The organism is Cupriavidus nantongensis, from assembly GCF_041726985.1.
GTDB classification, from domain to species: Bacteria; Pseudomonadota; Gammaproteobacteria; order Burkholderiales; family Burkholderiaceae; genus Cupriavidus; species Cupriavidus nantongensis_A.
This window is the reverse complement of the sequence record NZ_CP168303.1, coordinates 2,041,879-2,062,183: the sequence shown is the minus strand read 5'-3', so window position 1 is coordinate 2,062,183 and position 20,305 is coordinate 2,041,879. Positions and strand designations below refer to the sequence as shown.

The window sequence follows — 20,305 nt, the reverse complement described above, 5'->3', positions numbered from 1 at the left end:
GATCGGCGCCGGATTGCCGTCCGGCCGCCGTCCCCGCCAACGCGGGGACGGCGGCCGGGCGGGTACAATCGCGCCCATGGCTAAACAAAAACTCCTGATCGGCTTTCACGCCGTGACCGCGCGCCTGCGGCAAGATCCCAAAGGCGTGTCCGACATCTATATCGAATCCGCCCGCCGCGACCGGCGCATGCAGGACTTTGTGCGCCTGGCCGAAAGCCTGGGCGTGCGCCTGCACCCGGTCGATGCCGAGCGCCTGCGCGGCATGGCCGGCACCGATCGCCACCAGGGCGTGGTGGCGCGTGCCGAAGACGTGGCGCTGGCGCTGAACCTGGACGAGCTGCTCGACGGCATCGAAGGCACGCCGCTGCTGCTGGTGCTGGACGGCGTCACCGACCCGCACAACCTGGGCGCCTGCCTGCGCGTGGCCGATGGTGCCGGCGCGCACGCCGTGATCGCGCCGAAGGACCGCAGCGTCGGCCTGAACGCCACCGTGGCCAAGGTCGCCAGCGGCGCGGCCGAGACCGTTCCCTATATCACCGTGACCAATCTGGCCCGCACCCTGCGCGAACTGCAGGAGCGCGGCATCTGGGTGATCGGCACCGCCGATGGCACCGAGAAGTCGCTGTACGACATCGATTTCAAGGGGCCGACCGCGATCGTGATGGGCGCCGAAGGCGAGGGCATGCGCCGCCTGACGCGCGAGACCTGCGACGAACTGGTCGGCATCCCGATGGCTGGCGGCGTGGAAAGCCTGAATGTGTCCGTGGCCAGCGGCGTGTGCCTGTACGAGGCCGTGCGCCAGCGGCGCCTGCCACGCTGAAACCATGGCCGACGATTCCAGTCTGCCGGCACTCCCGGGGCTCGCGGAAGCGCGTCGGCTGATCAATGCCGCCAGCAATATCTTCGTGCTGACCGGCGCCGGCATTTCCGCGGAATCCGGCGTGCCGACCTTCCGCGACGCGATGACCGGGCTGTGGGAACAGTTCGATCCGGAAGAGCTGGCCAGTGAAGCGGCCTACCGCCGCCAGCCGGCGCTGGTATGGCAGTGGTACCAGCATCGGCGCGAACTGGTGGCGGCGGTGCATCCCAATCCGGCGCACCACGCGCTGGTGGCGCTCGCCGCGCAGAAGCCGGTCACGCTGGTGACGCAGAACGTCGACGGCCTGCACCAGCGCGCCGGCAGCGCCGGCGTGATCGAGCTGCACGGCAACCTGTTCGCCAACAAATGGCTGGATGGCTGCGGCCGCTGCAGCGAGGCCACCGCGCTGCCCGGCATGCCGCCGCGCTGCAACCTGTGCGGCGCGCTGATGCGGCCGGGCGTGGTCTGGTTCGGCGAAGACCTGCCGCGCGTGGCGCGCTATCGCGCCGAGCATGCGGCGCAGACCTGCGACCTTTGCCTGGTGGTCGGCACCTCGGGGCTGGTGTATCCGGCGGCGGGGCTGCCGGGCGTGGCGCGCGAGCATGGCGCACCGGTGATCGTGGTCAATCCGCAGCCGTCGGCGCTGGATCAGACCGCGGACATCGTGCTGTCGGCTGCGGCCGGCGCCTGCCTGCCGCAGCTGTGGCCGCAGCCGGCGCCATCGGCCGGCTGAAGCGCAGGGCAGCGCACCGGCGCGCGGGCGGTGCTTATTGCTGCGCCAGCCCGGCGATCAGCTTCTCCAGCTTGACCGCATCCGCGGCGAACAGGCGGATGCCTTCGGCCAGCTTCTCCGTCGCCATCGCGTCTTCGTTGAGCTGCCAGCGGAACGACGGCTCGTCGGCGGTGATGCGGGCTATGTTGGCGGCCTGGGCCTGGTCCACCGACAGCTTGTGCACCACCGGACCCTCGCCGCCGGCGAGCTGCTCGAGCAGTTCGGGGCTGATGGTCAGCAGGTCGCAGCCGGCCAGCGACAGGATCTGCGCGGTGCTGCGGAAGCTGGCGCCCATCACCTCGGTGGGATAGCCGAACTTCTTGTAGTAGTCGTAGATCTGGCGCACCGAGCGCACACCCGGATCGTTGTCGCCGCCGTTGGCGGCCGCGTCCCATTGCTCGCCCGCCTGTTTCTTGTACCAGTCGAAGATGCGGCCGACGAACGGCGAGATCAACTGGGCGCCGGCCTCGGCGCAGGCCACCGCCTGCACCAGCGAGAACAGCAGCGTCATGTTGCAGCGGATGCCGTCGCGCTGCAGGATCTCGGCGGCGCGGATGCCTTCCCAGGTGGAGGCGATCTTGATCAGCACGCGCTCGCGCGCGATGCCGCGCTGCTCGTACAGCTGGATCAGGTGGCGGGCCTTGTTGACCGTCGCGGTGGTGTCGAACGACAGGCGCGCATCGACCTCGGTCGACACGCGGCCCGGCACGATCGCCAGGATTTCGCAGCCGAAGGCAATCAGCACTTCGTCCATTACCGTGTCGACGCCGCCATTGCCGTGGTGGTCCCGCACCGCGCGCTCCAGCAGGTGGCGGTATTCGGGTTTCTGCACTGCCTTCAGGATCAGCGACGGATTGGTCGTCGCGTCCTGCGGCGTGTACTGCTTCATCAGCTGGAAGTCGCCGGTATCGGCCACCACCGTGGTGAACTGCCTGAGTTGTTCGAGCTGGTTCATGGTCGCTAGGTCGTCTGCTTGAGCGTCTGCAAAAAAAGCGTTCGCGGGCTGTGAGGGGCGCGTGCGGCACCGCTGCGGTTCATTGTACCTGCGGGGTCGCGGCCACCCACGCGTCGCCCCGCTGCAATCCGCTACACTACGCCTTTTCCCCAACGCAATCTGGCTGTTGTCATGACTCAGGATGAACTCAAGGCGCTGGTCGCGCAAGCCGCCGCCGACTACGTGAAGCAGGAAGTGCCGGAAGGGGCCGTGCTCGGCGTGGGCACCGGCTCCACCGCCAACCTATTCATCGACGCCGTGGCGGCGTTCAAGGAGCGCTTCGCGGGGGCGGTGTCCAGCTCTGAGGCCTCCACGCGGCGCCTGCAGCAGCACGGCTTCAAGGTGCTGGACCTGAACGAGGTCGACGAGATCCCGGTGTACGTCGATGGCGCGGACGAGATCGATGCCAGCGGCGCCATGATCAAGGGCGGCGGCGGGGCGCTGACACGCGAGAAGATCGTCGCGTCGGTAGCGAAGCGCTTTGTCTGCATCGCCGATGGCAGCAAGCTGGTCCAGACCATGGGCAATTTCCCGCTGCCGGTCGAAGTGGTGCCGATGGCACGTGCCGCGGTGGCCCGCAAGCTGCAGGCCCTTGGCGGCCAGCCGCGCCTGCGCATGACCAAGGAGGGCGGCATCTACAAGACCGACAACGGCAATGTGATCCTCGACGTGGCCGGCCTGAAGATCGACGACCCGCGCGGCCTGGAGCAGACCGTCAACCAGGTGCCCGGTGTAGTCACGGTGGGCCTGTTCGCGCTGCGCGGCGCCGACGTGCTGCTGCTCGGCACCGGCGAAGGCGTGCAGCGCACGGACTACTGAACGCGCGGCCCGGCGCAGGGTCAGCCAATTAGCAAAATGGGGTGCCCGAGGCACCCCATTTTTCATGATCGCAAGACCGGCTCAGGACTGCGGCGGCACGTAGCCCTGGGCCTGGTCGGCGCCTTCGCCGAAGAAGTACTTCTCGGTCTGCTTGAGCAGGTACTGGCGCGCACGCGCATCGGCCATGTTCAGGCGGTTTTCGTTGATCAGCATGGTCTGGTGCTTGAGCCAGCCGGCCCAGGCTTCCTTCGACACGCTCTGCCAGATCTTCTTGCCCAGTTCGCCGGGCAGCGGCGGGAAGTCGAGACCTTCGGCTTCCTTGTTCAGCTTGATGCAATGGACCGTGCGGGCCATGGGGACTCCTTGGTATGTTCGTGAGAGCTTCGGCGCTGGCGCTATTGTAGCCAAGCAGGGCGGCCGGCCGCGGCGCGGCGGCGATTGTCCCTACGCCGTCACAGCTTTTTCATCAGCACCATCGACTTGCGCTGCCAGTTGTAGAGCTTGCGCTTGTCCTCGGGCAGGTCGTCGACCGTGGCGTGGACGAAACCGCGCTTGAGGAACCAGTGCTCGGTGCGGGTGGTGAGCACGAACAGCCGCTCCAGCCCCAGCGCGCGGGCGCGGCGCTCGATGCGCTTGAGCAGGCGCTCGCCGTCGCCGGTGCCCTGGGCCTCGGGCGATACCGTCAGGCACGCCATCTCGCCCATGTTCTCGCGCGGATAGTCGTACAGCGCGGCACAGCCGAACAGCACGCCGTCGTGCTCGATCACCGAGAAGTTCCCGATATCGCGCTCGATCAGGTGGCGCCCGCGCGGCACCAGCGTGCCGTCCTGCTCGAGCGGCGCGATCAGCTGCACGATGCCGCCGACGTCGTCCAGCGTGGCCTCGCGCAGGCTTTCCAGGTCGGTGTCGGACAGCATGGTGCCGACGCCGTCGTGCAGGAACAGTTCCAGCAGCACCGCGCCGTCGAGCGAATAGGGGATCAGGTGTGCGCGCGGCACGCCGCCCTTGAGCGCCTTGACCAGGTGCTGCAGGTAGTTGGCGACGTCGGGCGGCAGGTGGTTGTTCTGCAGCCGCTCCACCGCGGTGCGCAGCGACATTTCCTGCATCATCTTGCCGACCGGGTCGGGCACGCCCGGCACCTCGGTGATGAAGATCAGCTTGTCGGCCTTGAGCGCGGTGGCGGTGGCGCTGGCCACGTCTTCCATCGACAGGTTGAAAGCCTGGCCGGTGGGCGAGAAGCCCAGCGGCGACAGCAGCACCACCTTGCCGTGCGACAGCGACATGCGCACGGACTCGGCGTCGATCTTGCGCACCAGCCCGGTGTGCTGGTAGTCGGTGCCATGGACGATGCCGACCGGGCGCGCGGTGACGAAGTTGCCGGAGATCACCGACAGCTGGGCGCCGGCCATCGGCGTGTTGGGCAGGCCCTGGCTGAACGCGGCCTCGATGTCCAGGCGCAGTTCGCCGGCGGCTTCCTTGGCGCATTCGAGCGCGGCGTTGTCGGTGACGCGCACGCCGTCGACGAACTGCGATTCGACATGGCGCAGCGCCAGCTGCTCTTCCACCTGCGGACGCGAGCCGTGCACCAGCACGATCTGCATGCCCATGGCGTGCAGCAGCGCGACGTCGTTGACGAGTGCATTGAGCACGCCCGACTTGACCAGTTCGCCGGCAAAGGCGATCACGAAGGTCTTGCCGCGGAAGGCATGGATATACGGCGCCACCATGCGCAGCCAGTCGACGAACTGCTGGTGGTCGGGGCCGCTGCGATCGGGATCGGCCGTGACCGGCACGGGGGAGGTCGGGGCGGGGGCGGGGAGCTCGGCCGCGGCGGACGGCTCCGCCTGTGCCGGCGCGGCCGGGGCGGTGGGAGCGGAGGCAGGCGCCGTCTGCGGCGCGTCGGTTCTGGCGTTCATGCCGCGGATTATAATCCCGGCCAATGTCAGAACAACGCCCCGTCAAGCCCAAACCACCGGCGGCGCCGCGCCAGCGCGCCGGTGCCGGTCAGCCCGTTTCCCCCGCCCAGTCCCGCCCGGCGCCCGGCCCGGCCCGGCCGCAGCAGGCCGGTCCGGCAAGGCCGGCCGGTGCGCGGCCCGCCACTGAGGGCGGCCCGCGCCAGCCTCGTGGCGCGCGGCCGCCGCGGCCCCCGCGCCAGGCCAACCCGCTGCCGCCGATCACCTTCCCCGAAGCCCTGCCGGTATCGGCCCGCCGCGACGAGATCGCCGCGGCGCTGATGGCCAACCAGGTGGTGATCGTTTCTGGCGAGACCGGTTCCGGCAAGACCACGCAGCTCCCCAAGATCTGCCTGTCGATCGGACGCGGCCCCGGCCGCGACGGCGGGGGGCTGATCGGCCACACCCAGCCGCGGCGCATCGCGGCCACCTCGACCGCCAAGCGGATCGCGCAGGAACTGGGCACGCCCTTGGGCGAGCACGTGGGCTACCAGGTGCGCTTCAACGACACCATGTCGTCGGGCGCGTCGGTCAAGCTGATGACCGACGGCATCCTGCTCGCCGAAACCCAGAACGACCCGCTGCTGCGCGCCTACGACACGCTGATCATCGACGAGGCGCACGAGCGCAGCCTCAACATCGACTTCCTGATCGGCTACCTGCGCCAGATCCTGCCGAAGCGGCCCGACCTGAAGGTGATCATCACCTCGGCCACCATCGACGCGCAGCGCTTTGCCCAGCATTTCGCCACGGGCGACAAGCCGGCGCCTGTGATCGAGGTCAGCGGCCGGCTGTACCCGGTGGAGGTGCGCTACCGCCCGATCGCCGACGACGCGCCCGCCGCGGGCGCGCCGCGCAGCCCGCAGGCGCGCGAGCGCGACCTGTACGACGGCATCGTCGATGCCGTCGACGAGCTGTGCCGCGCCGGCCCCGGCGACGTGCTGGTGTTCCTGCCCGGCGAGCGCGAGATCCGCGAGGCAGCCGAGGCGCTGCGCAAGCACCACCCGCCGCATACCGAGATCCTGCCGCTATTCGCGCGGCTGTCGGTGCAGGAGCAGGAGCGGGTGTTCAGGCCGTCGAATGCGCGCCGCATCGTGCTGGCGACCAACGTTGCCGAAACCTCGCTGACGGTGCCGGGCATCCGCTACGTAGTCGATACCGGGCTGGCGCGCGTCAAGCGCTATTCGTACCGCAACAAGGTCGAGCAGCTGCAGGTCGAGGCGATCTCGCAGGCCGCCGCCAACCAGCGCGCCGGCCGCTGCGGCCGGGTCGCCAACGGGGTTTGCATCCGGCTGTACGAGGAGTCCGACTTCACCGGCCGGCCGCGCTTTACCGACCCGGAGATCCTGCGCTCGTCGCTGGCCGCGGTGATCCTGCGCATGAAGGCGCTGCGGCTGACCGATATCGAGTCGTTCCCGTTCATCGAGCCGCCGCTGGGCCGCGCGGTCGCCGACGGCTACCAGCTGCTGCAGGAGCTGGGCGCGGTCGACGACGCCAACCAGCTGACCGGCATCGGCCGCCAGCTGGCCAAGCTGCCGCTCGACCCGCGCGTGGCGCGCATGATCCTGGCCGCGCGCGAGCACCAGTGCCTGCGCGAGGTGCTGATCATCGCCAGCGCGCTGTCGGTGCAGGACCCGCGCGACCGCCCGCAGGAAGCGCAGGAAGCCGCCGACCAGGCCCACCGCAAGTTCATGGACGAGAAGTCCGAGTTCCTTGGCTGGGTCAGGCTGTGGAAGTGGTTCGAGGACGCGGTCGCGCACAAGAAGTCCAACCGCCAGCTGCAGGACCAGTGCCGCGCGCACTTCCTGTCGCACCTGCGGCTGCGCGAATGGCGCGACGTGCATTCCCAACTGCTGACCACGGTGACCGAGCAGGGCTGGCGCCTGAACGACAGCGAGCCGACCTACGAGCAGGTGCACAAGGCGCTGCTGACCGGCCTGCTCGGCAACGTCGGCTGCCGCATCGAGGACGGCGACGGCAAGGGCCGCGAATACCTCGGCGCGCGCGGCATCAAGTTCCACCTATGGCCGGGCTCGCTGATCGCGCGCAAGGTCGGGCGCTGGGTGGTCGCGGCCGAGCTGGTCGAGACCAGCCGGCTGTTCGCGCGCACGCTGGCGCGCATCGAGCCCGAATGGCTCGAGCAGGTGGGCCGCCACCTGCTCAAGATCAGCTGGAGCGATCCGCACTGGGAGAAGAAGGCCGGCCAGGTGCTGGCGCTGGAGCGCGCCACGCTGTACGGGCTGGTGGTCTACCAGCACCGCCGCGTGCACTACGGCCCGATGAACCCGCGCGAGGCGCGCGAGCTGTTTATCCGCCGCGCGCTGGTCGAGGGCGAGTTCGACACGCGCCTGCCGTTCTACGCGCACAACCAGCGCCTGGTGCGCGAGATCGAGAACCTGGAGCACAAGTCGCGGCGCCAGGACGTGCTGGTCGACGATGAGCTGATCTACGCCTTTTACGACCGCGCCATCCCCGCCGACATCTGCCAGCAGGCCGCGTTCGAGCAGTGGTACCAGGCCGAGAGCGCGCAAGACCGCAAGCTGCTGTACCTGAACCGCGACGAGCTGATGCGGCACGAGGCCGCCGGCATCACCACCGACCTGTTTCCCAAGACCATGGCCGTGGCCGGCGTGGACATGGGCCTGACCTACCACTTCGAGCCAGGCAGCCACCGCGACGGCGTGACCCTGACCGTGCCGCTGTATGCGCTCAACCAGGTGCGCCCCGAGCGCGCCGACTGGCTGGTGCCGGGCATGATCAAGGAGAAGGTGCACCTGCTGCTCAAGTCGCTGCCGCAGAAGCTGCGCCGCCACTGCGTGCCGCTGCCGGACTATGCCGCCGGCTTCGTCGCGCGCCAGCCCTTTGGCGAAGGCGAGCTGCTGGACGTGCTGATCGCCGATATCCGCGAGCAGACCGGCACCATGGTCCGGCGTGCCGACTTCAAGCTGGAAACGCTGCCCGCGCACCACGCGATGAACTTCAAGGTGATCGACGAGCACGGGCGCCAGCTCGACATGGGCCGCAACCTGGCCCAGCTGCGCGCCGAGCTGGGCGGGCAGGCGCAGCAGTCGTTCCAGCGCGTGGCCGCGCAGGCAGCGGCCCAGGCCGCCACACATGCCCCGGAACAGGCGCCGGCGCTGGCCGCGGCCGAACCTGGCAAGTACGAGGGCCTGACCGGCTGGAGCTTCGGCGAACTGCCGGAACTGCTCGAGATCCGCAAGGGCAGCCAGACCCTGTTCGGCTATCCGGCGCTGGTCGACCGCGGCACGCATTGCGACGTCGAAGTCTTCGACGACCCGCAGGAAGCGGCCCGCATCCACCACCTGGGGCTGCGCCGGCTGTTCGCGCTGCAGCTGCGCGAGCAGGTCAAGTTCATCGAGAAGAACATCCCGGGGCTGCAGCAGATGGCGATGCAGTACATGACGCTGGGCACGCAGGAGATGCTGCGCGAGCAGATCGTGATGCTGGCGCTGGAACGCGCCTGCATGCAGGCGCCGCTGCCGCGCAACGATGCCGAGTTCAACGCGCGCAAGGACGAGGGCCGTACCCGGCTGTCGCTGCTGGCGCAGGAAATCGCGCGGCTCGCGGGCGCCATCCTGGCCGAATACGCCGGGCTGCCGCGCAAGCTGCTGCAGGCCAAGCCGTTTCCCGGCGCCTATGCGGACATGGAGGCCCAGCTCGGCCGGCTGATGGGCAAGCGCTTTATCGACGAAACCCCGTACACGCAGCTGGTCCATTTCCCGCGCTACCTGAAGGGCATCGCCATGCGCGTCGACAAGCTCAAGGGCGATCCGGCCCGCGACAGCCAGCGCCTGCGGGAGATGGCGCCGCTGGTGCAGCAGTGGCAGCGGGCCGAGAAGCAGCTGCGCACCCAGGGCCGCGGCGGCGAGGATGCGCGGCTGGAGGAATTCCGCTGGATGCTGGAAGAACTGCGCATCGCCCTGTTCGCCCAGGAGCTGCGCACGCCGGTGCCGATGTCGGTCAAGCGGCTGCAGAAGGTGTGGGAATCGATGCAGCGCTGAGGATCGCGCGCCGGCATGGCGGTAAATGGTCGTGCCGGCGCAACAATCTGCCAAATACTTGTCTGCCGCCGGGCGCGACGTCAGCGGAATTAGCCGGCCAAACGTTAGAATCGCCGATTCAGTTCTTCTGGTAGCGGGTCTTATGTTCGCATTGCGGCGGTGGGTGGCTGGTGGGATCACGGTGGGCGCGTTCGCGCTGGGCCTGATGGCGGTGCCGGCTCGGGCGGAGGTGGTGGTGATCCTCAATTCGGGTGATGCCACCGTCACGCTGATCGACAAGGACACACAGAAGGTGCTCGAGACTTTCCCGATCGGCAAGGAGCCCCACCACCTGATCGCCACGCCGGACGACAAGTCGCTGATCGTTGCCAATGCGGTCGGCAACGACCTGGTCTTCCTGGACCCAGTCACGGGCAAGGTCCAGCAGCGCGTGCCCAATGTCGACGACCCGTACCAGATCGGCTTCTCGCCGGATCAGAAGTGGTTTGTCGCGACCGGTAACCGGCTCGACCGCGTCGACGTGTACCGCTGGGACGGCAAGGCGCTGAAGCTGGCCAAGCAGTATCCGCTGGCCAAGACCCCCAGCCATATCGCCTTTACCGCCGACAGCCGCATCGCCTTCATCACGCTGCAGGACTCCAACGAAGTGGCCGCCATCGACCTGGTCACGCAGAACGTGATGTGGCGCATGGAAACCGGTTCGGCGCCGGCGGGGATCTGGGTCACGCCGGACCAGAAATACCTGCTGGTCGGCATGACCGGGGCCGACTACGTGGCCGTGATCGACTGGCGCACCCGCACCGTGGTCAAGCAGATCCAGACCGGCAAGGGCGCGCACAACTTCCGCGCCGTCGGCGACCGGCGCCACCTGTTCCTCAGCAACCGTGTCACCGGCAGCATCAGCATCATCGACCAGCAAACGCTGAGCAAGGTCGGCGACATCACCGGCCTGCCGCCGGGCCCGGACGACATGGAGCTGACCGCCGACGGCAAGACCCTGTGGGTGACCTTCCGTTGGGCGCGCTCGGTCGGGCTGGTCGACGTCGCCAGCCGCAAGCTGGTCAAGACCGTGCGGGTCGGTCGCTCGCCGCACGGCATCTATTTCCGCACGCGCGCGCCGCTGTACTGACGCAAAGCGGGCAGGGCAGGGACCATGGCACGGATCAGGGCATTGCGCTCCGCAACGATCAACAAGGGGCTGGCCGCGCTGGTGCTGGCGTTCGGCCTGCCGCTGGCGCAGCAGGCGGCTGCCGCGCCGGCCGCCAGGGCCTGCCCGGCGGGCACGCTCTACCTGACCTTCGACACCGGCAGCATGAGCCAGGCGCAGCTGATCGCCGACACCCTGCGCCGCCACCAGATCCGCGCCACCTTCTTCCTGGCCAACGAGCCGACGGTGCGCAAGGACAGTTCGCTCGACCCGTCGTGGGCCCCTTACTGGAAGTCGCTGGTGGCCGACGGCCACGCCTTCGGCACGCATACCTTCGACCATGTCTACCTGCGCAGCGTGCGCGCCGGCCAGGTGACCATGCGACCGCAGTTCGGCGCGCGCGCGGGCCAGGACGTGGCGATGGACCAGGCCGGCTTCTGCAAGGAATTGCGGCGCAGCGCCGAGGCGCTGCGTGCCATGACCGGAGCCGACATGGTGCCGCTGTGGCGCGCCCCGGGCGGCCGCACCGCGCCGCAGACGCTGCAGTGGGCCGAGCAATGCGGCTACCGGCATGTCGGCTGGGCGCCGGCGGGCTTCCTGGGCGATGAGCTGTCGTCGCAGCGCTATCCCAATGCCCAGCTGCTGCAGCGCGCGCTGGCCAGCCTGCGCGACGGCGACATCGCCATGGCGCACCTCGGCATCTGGTCGCGCCAGGATCCCTGGGCGCCGGCCGTGCTCGAGCCGCTGCTCACCGGCCTGGAACGCAAGGGCTTCTGCTTCGCCACGCTGCGCGAACACCCGGCCTATCGCGACTGGATCGCGCGGCCCATCGGAACACAGGAGGGCGCACGCTGATGTGGGAGACTCTGAACGGCTGGATCGGCCAGATCGAAGGCATGCTGTTCCAGGACGTGGTGCTGCCGGTGGTCTATGACCTGGGCTTCGGCCGCTATGCCGAGGAAGCCTTCACCGGCACCGAATGGCTGCTGGTGGGGCTGGTGCAGATCGCGGTGATGGCGCTGATCCTCGGGCCTCTGGAGAAATGGCGCCCGGTCGAGGACGTGGCCGACCGGGCCGCGATCCGCACCGACATCCTCTACACCGTGATCCACCGCCTCGGCCTGTTCCGGCTGGCGATGTTCTTCCTGCTGGCGCCGCTGACCGACGCGCTCGAAGGCCACCTGCGGCTGATGGGGTGGCACCGCATCAATGTGGAAGACTGGTGGCCGGGCGTGACCTCGGTGCCGCTGGTCAGCTTCTTTGTCTACCTGCTGCTGTTCGACCTGCTCGATTACTGGTACCACCGGCTGTCGCACTCGTTCCGCTGGTGGTGGCACCTGCATGCGGTGCACCACAGCCAGCGCCAGATGACGCTGTGGAGCGACAACCGCAACCACCTGCTCGACGACATGCTGCGCGACCTGGTGTTTGCGCTGGTGGCGCTGGGGGTGGGCGTGGAGCCATCGCAGTATGTGCTGCTGGTGGCGCTGTCGCAGCTGCTGCAGAGCCTGCAGCATGCCAACCTGCGGCTGCACTTCGGCACCCTCGGCGAGCGGCTGCTGATTTCGCCGCGCTTCCACCGCACCCACCACGCGGTCGGCATCGGCCATGAAGCCGACGGTGCGCCGGCAAAGCTGGGCGGCTGCAACTACGGCGTGATCTTTCCCTGGTGGGACATGCTGTTCGGCACTGCGGTCTTCACCGAGACCTACCATCCCACCGGCATCCGCGACCAGCTGCCGCCGCCGGTGGGCAAGGGCCACGATTACGGCGCGGGCTTCCTGGCCCACCAGTGGTACGGCATCAAGCGGCTGCTGCGGCTGCGTTAATTACTGCGCCAGCGCTGCGCACAGCGGCGCTGGCGGCGCATTCGAGGCCATCCTCCAGCCGCGGCGGTCGCCGCCGCGCCATGGCGGCAAGCGGCGTATGCTAGTGTTCCGGGTTGCCGCCGGCACGTCACGCCGCTGACCTGGCCGGCTCCCCGCGACTTTCCTGTTTTGCCTTCGACCGCATGAACGATATCTTCCGCTCGTTTGGCCGCGCGCTGGTCAGCCAGCTGCATCCGCGCATGCTGATGCTGACCGTGCTGCCATTCGTCCTGGCCACGCTGCTTTGGGGCGGGCTGCTCTGGTGGGGCTGGGACCCCATCATGGGCGCCACGCGCAGCTTCCTGGAAACCTCGGTACTGACCAGCTGGATCTACAGCGCGCTCGACTGGTTCGGGCTGCAATCGTTGCGCTCGGTGGTGGCGCCGCTGTTCGTGGCGGCGCTGGCGATCCCGCTGGTGATCGCGTCGATGCTGATGTTTATCGGCGTGTTCTCGGTGCCCGCGGTGGTGCGCCATCTGGAGCGCAGCTACCCGGACCTGGCCAAGTCCCACGGCGGCAGCGTGCTGGGCAGCGTGTTCCATTCGCTGGGCAGCACCGTGGTGTTCCTGTCGCTGGTGCTGGTGACGCTGCCGCTGTGGCTGATTCCGCCGTTCTTTGCGCTGATTCCGCCGGTGCTGTGGGGCTGGCTGACCTACCGCGTGATGACGTATGACGCGCTTGCCGACCATGCCAGCGCCGAAGAGCGCAAGACCCTGGTGCGGCGCCACCGCACGCCGCTGCTGGTGATCGGGGTGGCGGTGGGGCTGCTGGGCTCGGCGCCGACGATACTGTGGGTGTCGTCGGCGGCGGTGATCTTCCTGTTCCCCTTCGTGCTGGCCGGTACGCTGTGGCTCTATGTGCTGATCTTTATTTTCTCGGCGCTGTGGTTCGGCCATTTCTGCCTGCGCGCGCTGGCGCAGTTGCGGGCCGAGCGCGCCGCCGTGCCGGCCCGTCCTCCCGCTGCCCCGTCGGCGGGCGGCGATGTCATCGACCTGGCGCCGCACGACGTGCGCCGCATCGAAAACTCCTGAAGCGAGGGCAATATGGGTTTCGGCCTGATCGTCATTGGCGACGAGATTCTGTCCGGGCGGCGCGAAGACAAGCACCTGCGCCGCACCATCGAACTGCTGGGTGCGCGGGGCCTGGCGCTGGACTGGGCCGAATACGTCGGCGACGACCGCGCGCGCATCACCGCCACGCTGCGGCGCACGCTGTCCGGCCCCGACGTGGTGTTCTGCACCGGCGGCATCGGCGCCACGCCGGACGACCACACGCGCCAGTGCGCGGCCGCGGCGCTGGGCGTGCCGCTGGTGCTGCATCCCGAGGCGCGCGAACTGATCGCGCTGCGCATCGCCGAGACCGCCGGCGGCGATCCGGTAAAGGGCGACCTGACCCTGCCGGAGAATCAGCACCGCTTCAAGATGGGCGAGTTCCCCGAGGGCGCGCGCATCATCCCCAACAGCTACAACCGCATCCCCGGCTTCTCGGTGGGCCACCATCACTTCATGCCGGGCTTCCCGGTGATGGCGTGGCCGATGATGGAGTGGGTGCTGGACCACGATTATGCGCACCTGTTCCACCAGATAACGCAGCAGGAGCGGGCCTTCTACGTGTTCGAGGCGCCGGAGTCCACGCTGACCCCGCTGATGGAGAAGGTCGAGGCGGCGCATCCGGGCATCCGCGTGTTCAGCCTGCCGTCGGTCGGCGACGTGCAGCGAGGCGACCGCTTCGCGCGCCGCCATATCGACCTGGGCGTCAAGGGCCCGGCCGAGCTGGTGGCCCCGGCCTATGCGATGCTGCTCGAAGGGGTGCAGGCGATGGGGTACGAGACCGTGGAGCAGCCGCCGCGGCAGGCGGCACCGGCCTAGACGTTCCGGCAGGCCAAAAGAGAAGGGGCAGCTTGGCTGCCCCCTTTGCATCAGGTGCGGGCGGAATCAGGCGCCATGCCAGGGCAGGCCGCGCACGCACCAGCCCTCGACGGTCTTGCGGTGGTGGTGATCGTCGCGGTTGCCCTCGAAACCTTCGAGCACATCCATCGCGAAGTGGTAGCCGGCTTCGGTGGCCACTCGCGCCGCATGCTTGGAGCGCGCCGCGCTGCGGCACAGGAACAGCACCGGCACGTCGGACGGCACGCGTGCGCGCAATTCCTCGATAAAGCGCGCGTTCTGCGCGCCGCCCGGGTAGGACATCCATTCGACATGGGCGAACTGCGCGTCGGGCACGTCGACGCCGCCGACCCAGTCCAGCTCGGCCTGCGTGCGCACGTCCACCAGCACGGCGGAAGGGTCGTTCTGCAGCAGGGCATAGGCTTCCTGCGGCGACAGTGCGCCGAAGTACGGCAACTGGTTTTGTTCCTGGCGCTGGCGGGCGGCCTGGAGAAGATCGTCTCGGGTGGTCATCGGCGTGACAAATTGAATGGGTGGAATCGTGGCGCAAGGGCCGCAACCCGTTATTCTATAGCGCCGCGGTTGCGGGGCGGTGGCTGCGCTGGCCGGAAGGGTCCGTAAAGCGCTGCCACAGGGCCGGCACAGGGCAACGGCGATCGATTTTGGTGCGGATGCACTAAGACGGTGCTGCTCCTTGATGTTTGCACCATGATGGTGTTCCATGACGCTGGCAACCGAGGTTGTGCGTGTCGTGGTAGCGCCACATGGCCGCCCCGCTTGCCGGCTGGCGTTTTCGCTGCCGGCCAGCATGGTGCGCGATTCGCCGGAGTTGCACAATTTTCGGGCCCGGCGCCGCGTGGGACGTTTGGTTGGCACGCTTTCTGCTAACATCCGACGTCCTTTCGCGGCGAGGCCAGTCAGGCGCGGCAACGATGCAGCGGCGCCGCTGGCGACAGTCCCAAGAATTGGCTTTCACAGACATTTGCCGAATACCCAGGAGATTGGCATGGCCCACAGCGTTGCAGACGTGATGAAGCTGGTGAAGGAAAACGACGTCAAGTTCGTCGATTTCCGCTTCACCGATACCAAAGGCAAGGAGCAACACGTGTCCGTGCCCGTGTCGCACTTCGATGAAGACAAGTTCGAGAGCGGCCACGCTTTCGACGGCTCGTCGATCGCCGGCTGGAAGGGTATCGAAGCTTCGGACATGCTGCTGATGCCGGATTCGAACACGGCCCACATCGACCCGTTCTACGAAGAGCCGACGCTGGTGCTGTCGTGCGACGTGATCGAGCCGTCGGACGGCAAGGGCTACGACCGCGACCCGCGTTCCATCGCCAAGCGCGCCGAAGCCTACCTGAAGAGCACCGGCCTGGGCGACACCGCCTTCTTCGGCCCGGAGCCCGAGTTCTTTATCTTCGACGGCGTGACCTGGAACGTCGACATGCAGGGCTGCTTCGTCAAGATCCACTCCGAAGAAGCCCCGTGGTCGTCGGCCAAGGAATTCGAGCACGGCAACAGCGGCCACCGTCCGGGCAAGAAGGGCGGCTACTTCCCGGTTGCCCCGATCGACACCTTCCAGGACATGCGTTCGGAAATGTGCCTGATCCTGGAATCGCTGGGCATTCCGGTTGAAGTCCACCACCACGAAGTGGCGGGCCAGGGCCAGAACGAAATCGGCACCAAGTTCAGCACGCTGGTGCAGCGCGCCGACTGGACCCAGCTGCAGAAGTACGTGATCCAGAACGTGGCCCACACCTACGGCAAGACCGCCACCTTCATGCCGAAGCCCATCGTCGGCGACAACGGCTCGGGCATGCACGTGCACCAGTCGGTGTGGAAGGACGGCCAGAACCTGTTCGCGGGCAACGGCTACGCCGGCCTGTCGGAATTCGCGCTGTACTACATCGGCGGCATCATCAAGCACGCCCGTGCCCTGAACGCCATCACCAACCCGGGCACGAACTCGTACAAGCGCCTGGTGCCGGGCTTCGAAGCTCCGGTCAAGCTGGCCTACTCGGCGCGCAACCGTTCGGCTTCGATCCGCATCCCGTATGTGGCCAACCCGAAGGGCCGCCGCATCGAGACCCGCTTCCCGGATCCGCTGATGAACCCGTACCTGGGTTTCTCGGCGCTGCTGATGGCCGGCCTGGATGGCGTGATGAACAAGATCCACCCGGGCGAAGCCGCCGACAAGAACCTGTACGATCTGCCGCCGGAAGAGGACGCCAAGATCCCGACCGTCTGCTCGAGCCTGGACCAGGCACTCGAGTACCTGGACAACGACCGCGAGTTCCTGACCCGTGGCGGCGTGTTCTCGAATTCGATGATCGATGCCTACATCGAACTGAAGATGGAAGAAGTCACGCGTTTCCGCATGACCACGCACCCGGTCGAGTTCGAGATGTACTACTCGCTGTAAGCAGCCCGTGCCCGGCCATGACCCAGGTTGTGACCGGGCAACAGTTGCACCACAAGGGGGCGGCTTCGGCTGTCCCTTTTTGCTTTGCTCGCTAGAATGGGGCATCCGATTTTGTCCCGATCCACCCCCGTTCTAACTGACGCCATGCCCATGGATGCCTCTTCACGCACGGCCCGCCGGATTCATGCCATGCCCCGTTCCGTGCACCAAAGCCGACGCCGATTCCCCGTTCTGGTGAGCGCCGCGGCGTTGGTGCTGGGCGCGTGGGCCGGGCCGTCGCTGGCGCAGTCCTCGGATGTCTATGTCTGCACCGGGCCCAACGGCGTGCCGGAGTACCGCAACGGCAATGCCGGCAAGGGCTGCAAGAAGCTGAACCTGCCCGAGGTCGTGACCGTGCCGGGCGGACGCATTGCCGCGCCAGCCAGGAGTGCCGCCAGCAACGCCGGTAGCGGGGCCGCCACCGCCGGCAGCACCGGCTTCCCGCGCGTGGACAGCGCCACCCAGCGCAGCCGCGACAGCGAGCGCCGCACCGTGCTGACGCAGGAGCTGCAGGCCGAGGAGGCCAAGCTGCAGGGGCTGCGTGCCGAATACAACAACGGCCAGCCGGAGCGCCAGGGCAATGAGCGCAACTACCAGAAATACCTCGACCGCACCGCGGCGCTGCGCGACGACATCGCCCGCAGCGAGGCCAACGCGGCGTCGCTGCGGCGCGAGCTCGGCAACCTGAAGGACTAGTCTTATGCGTCGCCTGATTCGCGGAGTGTCACGCAAGGCCGGCAGTGCCGATGGCGCGCGGGCCGAGCCGCCCGCGGCGGACCCGGCATCGCCCGAAACCGGCGCGCGCGTGCTCAGCATCGGCGCGGCGGCATTCCATGCCGGCCTCGACGTGGTTGCCAACCCGGTGCTGCTGGTGCGCCAGCCGGGGCTGCGCGTGGTGTACGCGAATCCGGCCGCCGAGGCCACCTTCGGCGTGTCGCGCAAGGGCATGGTCGAGCTGACGCTGCCCGACCTGTTCGGCAAATCGGACGAGCTGCACAACATGCTCGACACCGTGGTGACGCGGCAATTCGACGTGCGCCGGCAGGACCTGATCCTGCATCCGCCGCTGCAGGAACCGATTCATGTGCACGTGGTGATCGCCGCGCTCGAGGCGGTCGGCGACACCGTGGTGGTCGAGATCCTGCCCAACGAGCAAAAGGTGCGCAGCGACCGCGAAGAGCGCATCCTGGACCTGACCTCGGCCAACAAGGAGCTGATCCGCAACCTCGCCCACGAGATCAAGAACCCGCTCGGGGGCATCCGGGGCGCGGCGCAGCTGCTGGAGTTCGAGCTGCCCGAGCGCTCGCTGCGCGAATACACCCAGGTCATCATCAAGGAGTCGGACCGGCTGCAGACGCTGGTCGACCGGCTGCTGGAGCCGCACCGGCATCCGCATATCGTATCGAGCCTGAATATCCACGAGGTGCTCGAGCGCGTGCGCTCGGTGGTGCTGGCCGAGTTCCCCAACGGGCTGGAGATCGTGCGCGACTACGATGCCAGCCTGCCCGAATTGCAGGGCGACATGGAGCAGCTGATCCAGGCCGTGCTCAACATCGTCCACAACGCCGCGCAGGCGCTGGCGGAGCGCATCGCGCGCGGCGACGCGCAGATCGTGCTGCGCACGCGCATCGCGCGCCAGGTCACCATTGCCAAGCGCCTGTTCAAGCTGGCATTGGACTTGCATGTGATCGACAACGGCCCGGGAATCCCCGAAGACATCCGCGAACGCATCTTCTATCCGCTGGTATCGGGCAGGGATGGCGGCAGCGGACTGGGTCTCACACTCGCTCAAACCTTCGTGCAGCAGCACGAGGGCTTGATCGAATGCGAGAGCAGGCCGGGCTGTACCGACTTCCGTATCCTGCTGCCGCTGCACTAGCCTTTGCCGGCGTCCGCAAGCGCGTGCACCGACGTGGCCAGGGCATGCGGAAGACCAACTGACACCGAGCAGACAAGCGACGCACATGAAGCCGATCTGGATAGTCGACGACGATCAATCAATCCGCTGGGTCCTGGAAAAGGCCCTCGCCCGTGAAAGCCTGCTCTCGCGCAGCTTCACCAATGTGCGGGACGCGCTGGCCGCGCTCGAGGAAGACCAGCCGCAGGTGCTGATATCGGATATCCGCATGCCCGGCGGTTCCGGCCTGGACCTGCTCCAGGCGATCAAGGCGCGGCATCCGGGCCTGCCGGTCATCGTGATGACGGCGTACTCGGACCTGGACAGTGCGGTGGCAGCGTTCCAGGGCGGCGCCTTCGAATACCTGGCCAAGCCGTTCGATGTCGACAAGGCGGTCGAGCTGATCCGCCGCGCGCTGGAAGAAAGCCTGCGCGAGGAAGAGATGGACGACCGCCTGGTCGACGCGCCCGAGATCCTCGGCCAGGCGCCGGCGATGCAGGACGTGTTCCGCGCCATCGGCCGGCTGTCGCAGTCGAACGTCACGGTGATGATCACCGGCGAGTCCGGCACCGGCAAGGAGCTGGTCGCGCGCGCGCTGCACAAGCACAGCCCGCGCGCCAACGGCCCGTTTATCGCGCTCAATACCGCGGCGATACCCAAGGACCTGCTCGAGTCCGAACTGTTCGGCCACGAGCGTGGCGCCTTTACCGGGGCCCAGACCATGCGCCGCGGGCGCTTCGAGCAGGCCGAGGGTGGCACGCTGTTTCTCGACGAAATCGGCGACATGCCGTTCGACTTGCAAACGCGGCTACTGCGCGTGCTGTCCGACGGCAACTTCTATCGCGTCGGCGGTCACAACACCTTGCGTGCCAATGTGCGCGTGATTGCCGCCACGCACCAGAACCTGGAGCTGCGGGTCAAGGAAGGGCTGTTCCGCGAGGACTTGTTCCACCGCCTGAACGTGATCCGGCTGCGCCTGCCGCCGCTGCGCGAGCGGCCGGAGGACATCACGCTGCTCGCGCGCCATTTCCTGCAGAAGAGTGCCAAGGAGCTTGGCGTCGAGCCCAAGCGCATGTCGGACGAGGCGCTGGCCTACGTCAGCACGCTGCCGTTCCCGGGCAACGTGCGCCAGCTGGAAAACCTGTGCAACTGGCTCACCGTGATGGCGCCGGCCCAGACCATCGAGGTCAAGGACTTGCCGCGCGAGATGCTGGAGGCGGGCACCAGCGAGCCGGTCAATGCCCCGCGGCCGGAGCGCGCGCCCGACCTGCGCGTGGCCGAGTATGAGGGCGCCCGGGAACTTGCCGACTATGGCGGGTTTGCGGTGCCGGTGGCCGAGGCCGATACGGCCACGGCGGTCCGCGCCGCGCCGGCCGCAGCGGTGGCCCAGGCTCCGGTGCAGGCACCGGCGGCCGCCGGATGGGAAAGCCTGCTCGCCGCCGAGGCGCGCGCCATGCTGGAAGCCGGCCAGCCCGAAGTGATGGACCTGCTGACGCGCCGGTTCGAAAAGGCGGTGCTGGAAGCCGCGCTGGGCGTTACCCGCGGCCGCCGCGTCGAAGCCGCGACCCGGCTCGGGATCGGGCGCAATACCATCACGCGCAAGCTGCAGGAGCTGGGCTTCGACTGAG

The 20,305-nt window shown here is 68.1% G+C and carries 17 protein-coding genes; 13 read left to right on the top strand and 4 right to left on the bottom strand.

Annotated elements, in window-relative coordinates; all coding sequences use genetic code 11:
• Nucleotides 1–76 precede the first annotated feature (76 nt).
• Together rlmB and ACEI37_RS20710 are read left to right on the top strand one after the other, a co-directional pair.
• Entirely contained in the window at nt 77–820 is a 744-nt protein-coding gene (rlmB, locus tag ACEI37_RS20715; protein ID WP_012353149.1) for a 23S rRNA (guanosine(2251)-2'-O)-methyltransferase RlmB, read from the top strand.
• 4 nt (nt 821–824) lie between these two features.
• Nucleotides 825–1,592 (top strand): NAD-dependent deacetylase, encoded by a 768-nt coding sequence (locus tag ACEI37_RS20710; protein WP_373377979.1) that lies wholly within the window; start codon nt 825–827, stop codon nt 1,590–1,592.
• Between the two features lie 34 nt (nt 1,593–1,626).
• On the opposite strand, the gene tal is transcribed toward ACEI37_RS20710, so the two are convergent.
• Nucleotides 1,627–2,586, bottom strand: coding sequence for a transaldolase (gene tal / locus ACEI37_RS20705; protein ID WP_373377978.1), 960 nt, complete (start codon nt 2,584–2,586; stop codon nt 1,627–1,629).
• A gap of 171 nt (nt 2,587–2,757) precedes the next feature.
• Here tal and rpiA point away from each other — a divergent pair, with 171 nt between their 5' ends.
• Nucleotides 2,758–3,444, top strand: a complete 687-nt coding sequence (gene rpiA, locus ACEI37_RS20700) for a ribose-5-phosphate isomerase RpiA (protein ID WP_373377977.1) — start codon at nt 2,758–2,760, stop codon at nt 3,442–3,444.
• 81 nt (nt 3,445–3,525) lie between these two features.
• On the opposite strand, the gene ACEI37_RS20695 is transcribed toward rpiA, so the two are convergent.
• Both ACEI37_RS20695 and argA read right to left on the bottom strand, forming a co-directional pair.
• On the bottom strand, nt 3,526–3,798 hold the full coding sequence (locus ACEI37_RS20695; RefSeq protein ID WP_012353145.1) for an oxidative damage protection protein: 273 nt from the start codon (nt 3,796–3,798) through the stop codon (nt 3,526–3,528).
• Nucleotides 3,799–3,896: 98 nt separating this feature from the next.
• Nucleotides 3,897–5,360, bottom strand: a complete 1,464-nt coding sequence (gene argA, locus ACEI37_RS20690) for an amino-acid N-acetyltransferase (protein WP_373377976.1) — start codon at nt 5,358–5,360, stop codon at nt 3,897–3,899.
• Between the two features lie 23 nt (nt 5,361–5,383).
• Between argA and hrpA the strand changes: the two genes are divergently transcribed.
• The 6 genes from hrpA to ACEI37_RS20660 all read left to right on the top strand — a co-directional run bounded on the left by hrpA (nt 5,384) and on the right by ACEI37_RS20660 (nt 14,301).
• Entirely contained in the window at nt 5,384–9,418 is a 4,035-nt protein-coding gene (hrpA, locus tag ACEI37_RS20685; protein ID WP_373377975.1) for an ATP-dependent RNA helicase HrpA, read from the top strand.
• Nucleotides 9,419–9,560: 142 nt separating this feature from the next.
• Nucleotides 9,561–10,547, top strand: coding sequence for a beta-propeller fold lactonase family protein (locus tag ACEI37_RS20680; RefSeq protein WP_373377974.1), 987 nt, complete (start codon nt 9,561–9,563; stop codon nt 10,545–10,547).
• Nucleotides 10,548–10,571: 24 nt separating this feature from the next.
• Complete coding sequence (locus ACEI37_RS20675) at nt 10,572–11,420, top strand: polysaccharide deacetylase family protein (RefSeq protein WP_373377973.1); 849 nt, start codon at nt 10,572–10,574, stop codon at nt 11,418–11,420.
• On the top strand, nt 11,420–12,394 hold the full coding sequence (locus ACEI37_RS20670; RefSeq protein WP_373377972.1) for a sterol desaturase family protein: 975 nt from the start codon (nt 11,420–11,422) through the stop codon (nt 12,392–12,394). Before ACEI37_RS20675 ends, ACEI37_RS20670 begins: the two co-directional genes overlap by 1 nt.
• Before the next feature lie 182 nt (nt 12,395–12,576).
• Nucleotides 12,577–13,464, top strand: coding sequence for an EI24 domain-containing protein (locus ACEI37_RS20665; RefSeq protein ID WP_373377971.1), 888 nt, complete (start codon nt 12,577–12,579; stop codon nt 13,462–13,464).
• 12 nt (nt 13,465–13,476) lie between these two features.
• A complete protein-coding gene (locus tag ACEI37_RS20660) occupies nt 13,477–14,301 on the top strand; it encodes a competence/damage-inducible protein A (protein WP_373377970.1) in 825 nt (274 codons plus the stop codon).
• Between the two features lie 66 nt (nt 14,302–14,367).
• Here the strand turns inward: ACEI37_RS20660 and ACEI37_RS20655 are convergent, their stop codons facing one another.
• The gene (locus ACEI37_RS20655) at nt 14,368–14,832 is read right to left on the bottom strand and encodes a rhodanese-like domain-containing protein (protein ID WP_092309185.1); all 465 of its coding nucleotides are present in this window, start codon (nt 14,830–14,832) and stop codon (nt 14,368–14,370) included.
• Nucleotides 14,833–15,325: 493 nt separating this feature from the next.
• On the opposite strand from ACEI37_RS20655, the gene ACEI37_RS20650 reads away from it, so the two are divergent.
• The 4 genes from ACEI37_RS20650 to ntrC all read left to right on the top strand — a co-directional run bounded on the left by ACEI37_RS20650 (nt 15,326) and on the right by ntrC (nt 20,304).
• Nucleotides 15,326–16,741, top strand: coding sequence for a 3-hydroxylaminophenol mutase (locus ACEI37_RS20650; protein ID WP_115680507.1), 1,416 nt, complete (start codon nt 15,326–15,328; stop codon nt 16,739–16,741).
• Nucleotides 16,742–16,891: 150 nt separating this feature from the next.
• Complete coding sequence (locus ACEI37_RS20645) at nt 16,892–17,476, top strand: DUF4124 domain-containing protein (protein ID WP_373377969.1); 585 nt, start codon at nt 16,892–16,894, stop codon at nt 17,474–17,476.
• A gap of 4 nt (nt 17,477–17,480) precedes the next feature.
• Nucleotides 17,481–18,659, top strand: a complete 1,179-nt coding sequence (glnL, locus tag ACEI37_RS20640; protein WP_373377968.1) for a nitrogen regulation protein NR(II) — start codon at nt 17,481–17,483, stop codon at nt 18,657–18,659.
• Nucleotides 18,660–18,744: 85 nt separating this feature from the next.
• Nucleotides 18,745–20,304: a nitrogen regulation protein NR(I) gene (gene ntrC, locus ACEI37_RS20635; RefSeq protein WP_373377967.1), complete on the top strand. Its 1,560-nt coding sequence runs from the start codon at nt 18,745–18,747 to the stop codon at nt 20,302–20,304.
• Nucleotide 20,305 lies beyond the last annotated feature (1 nt).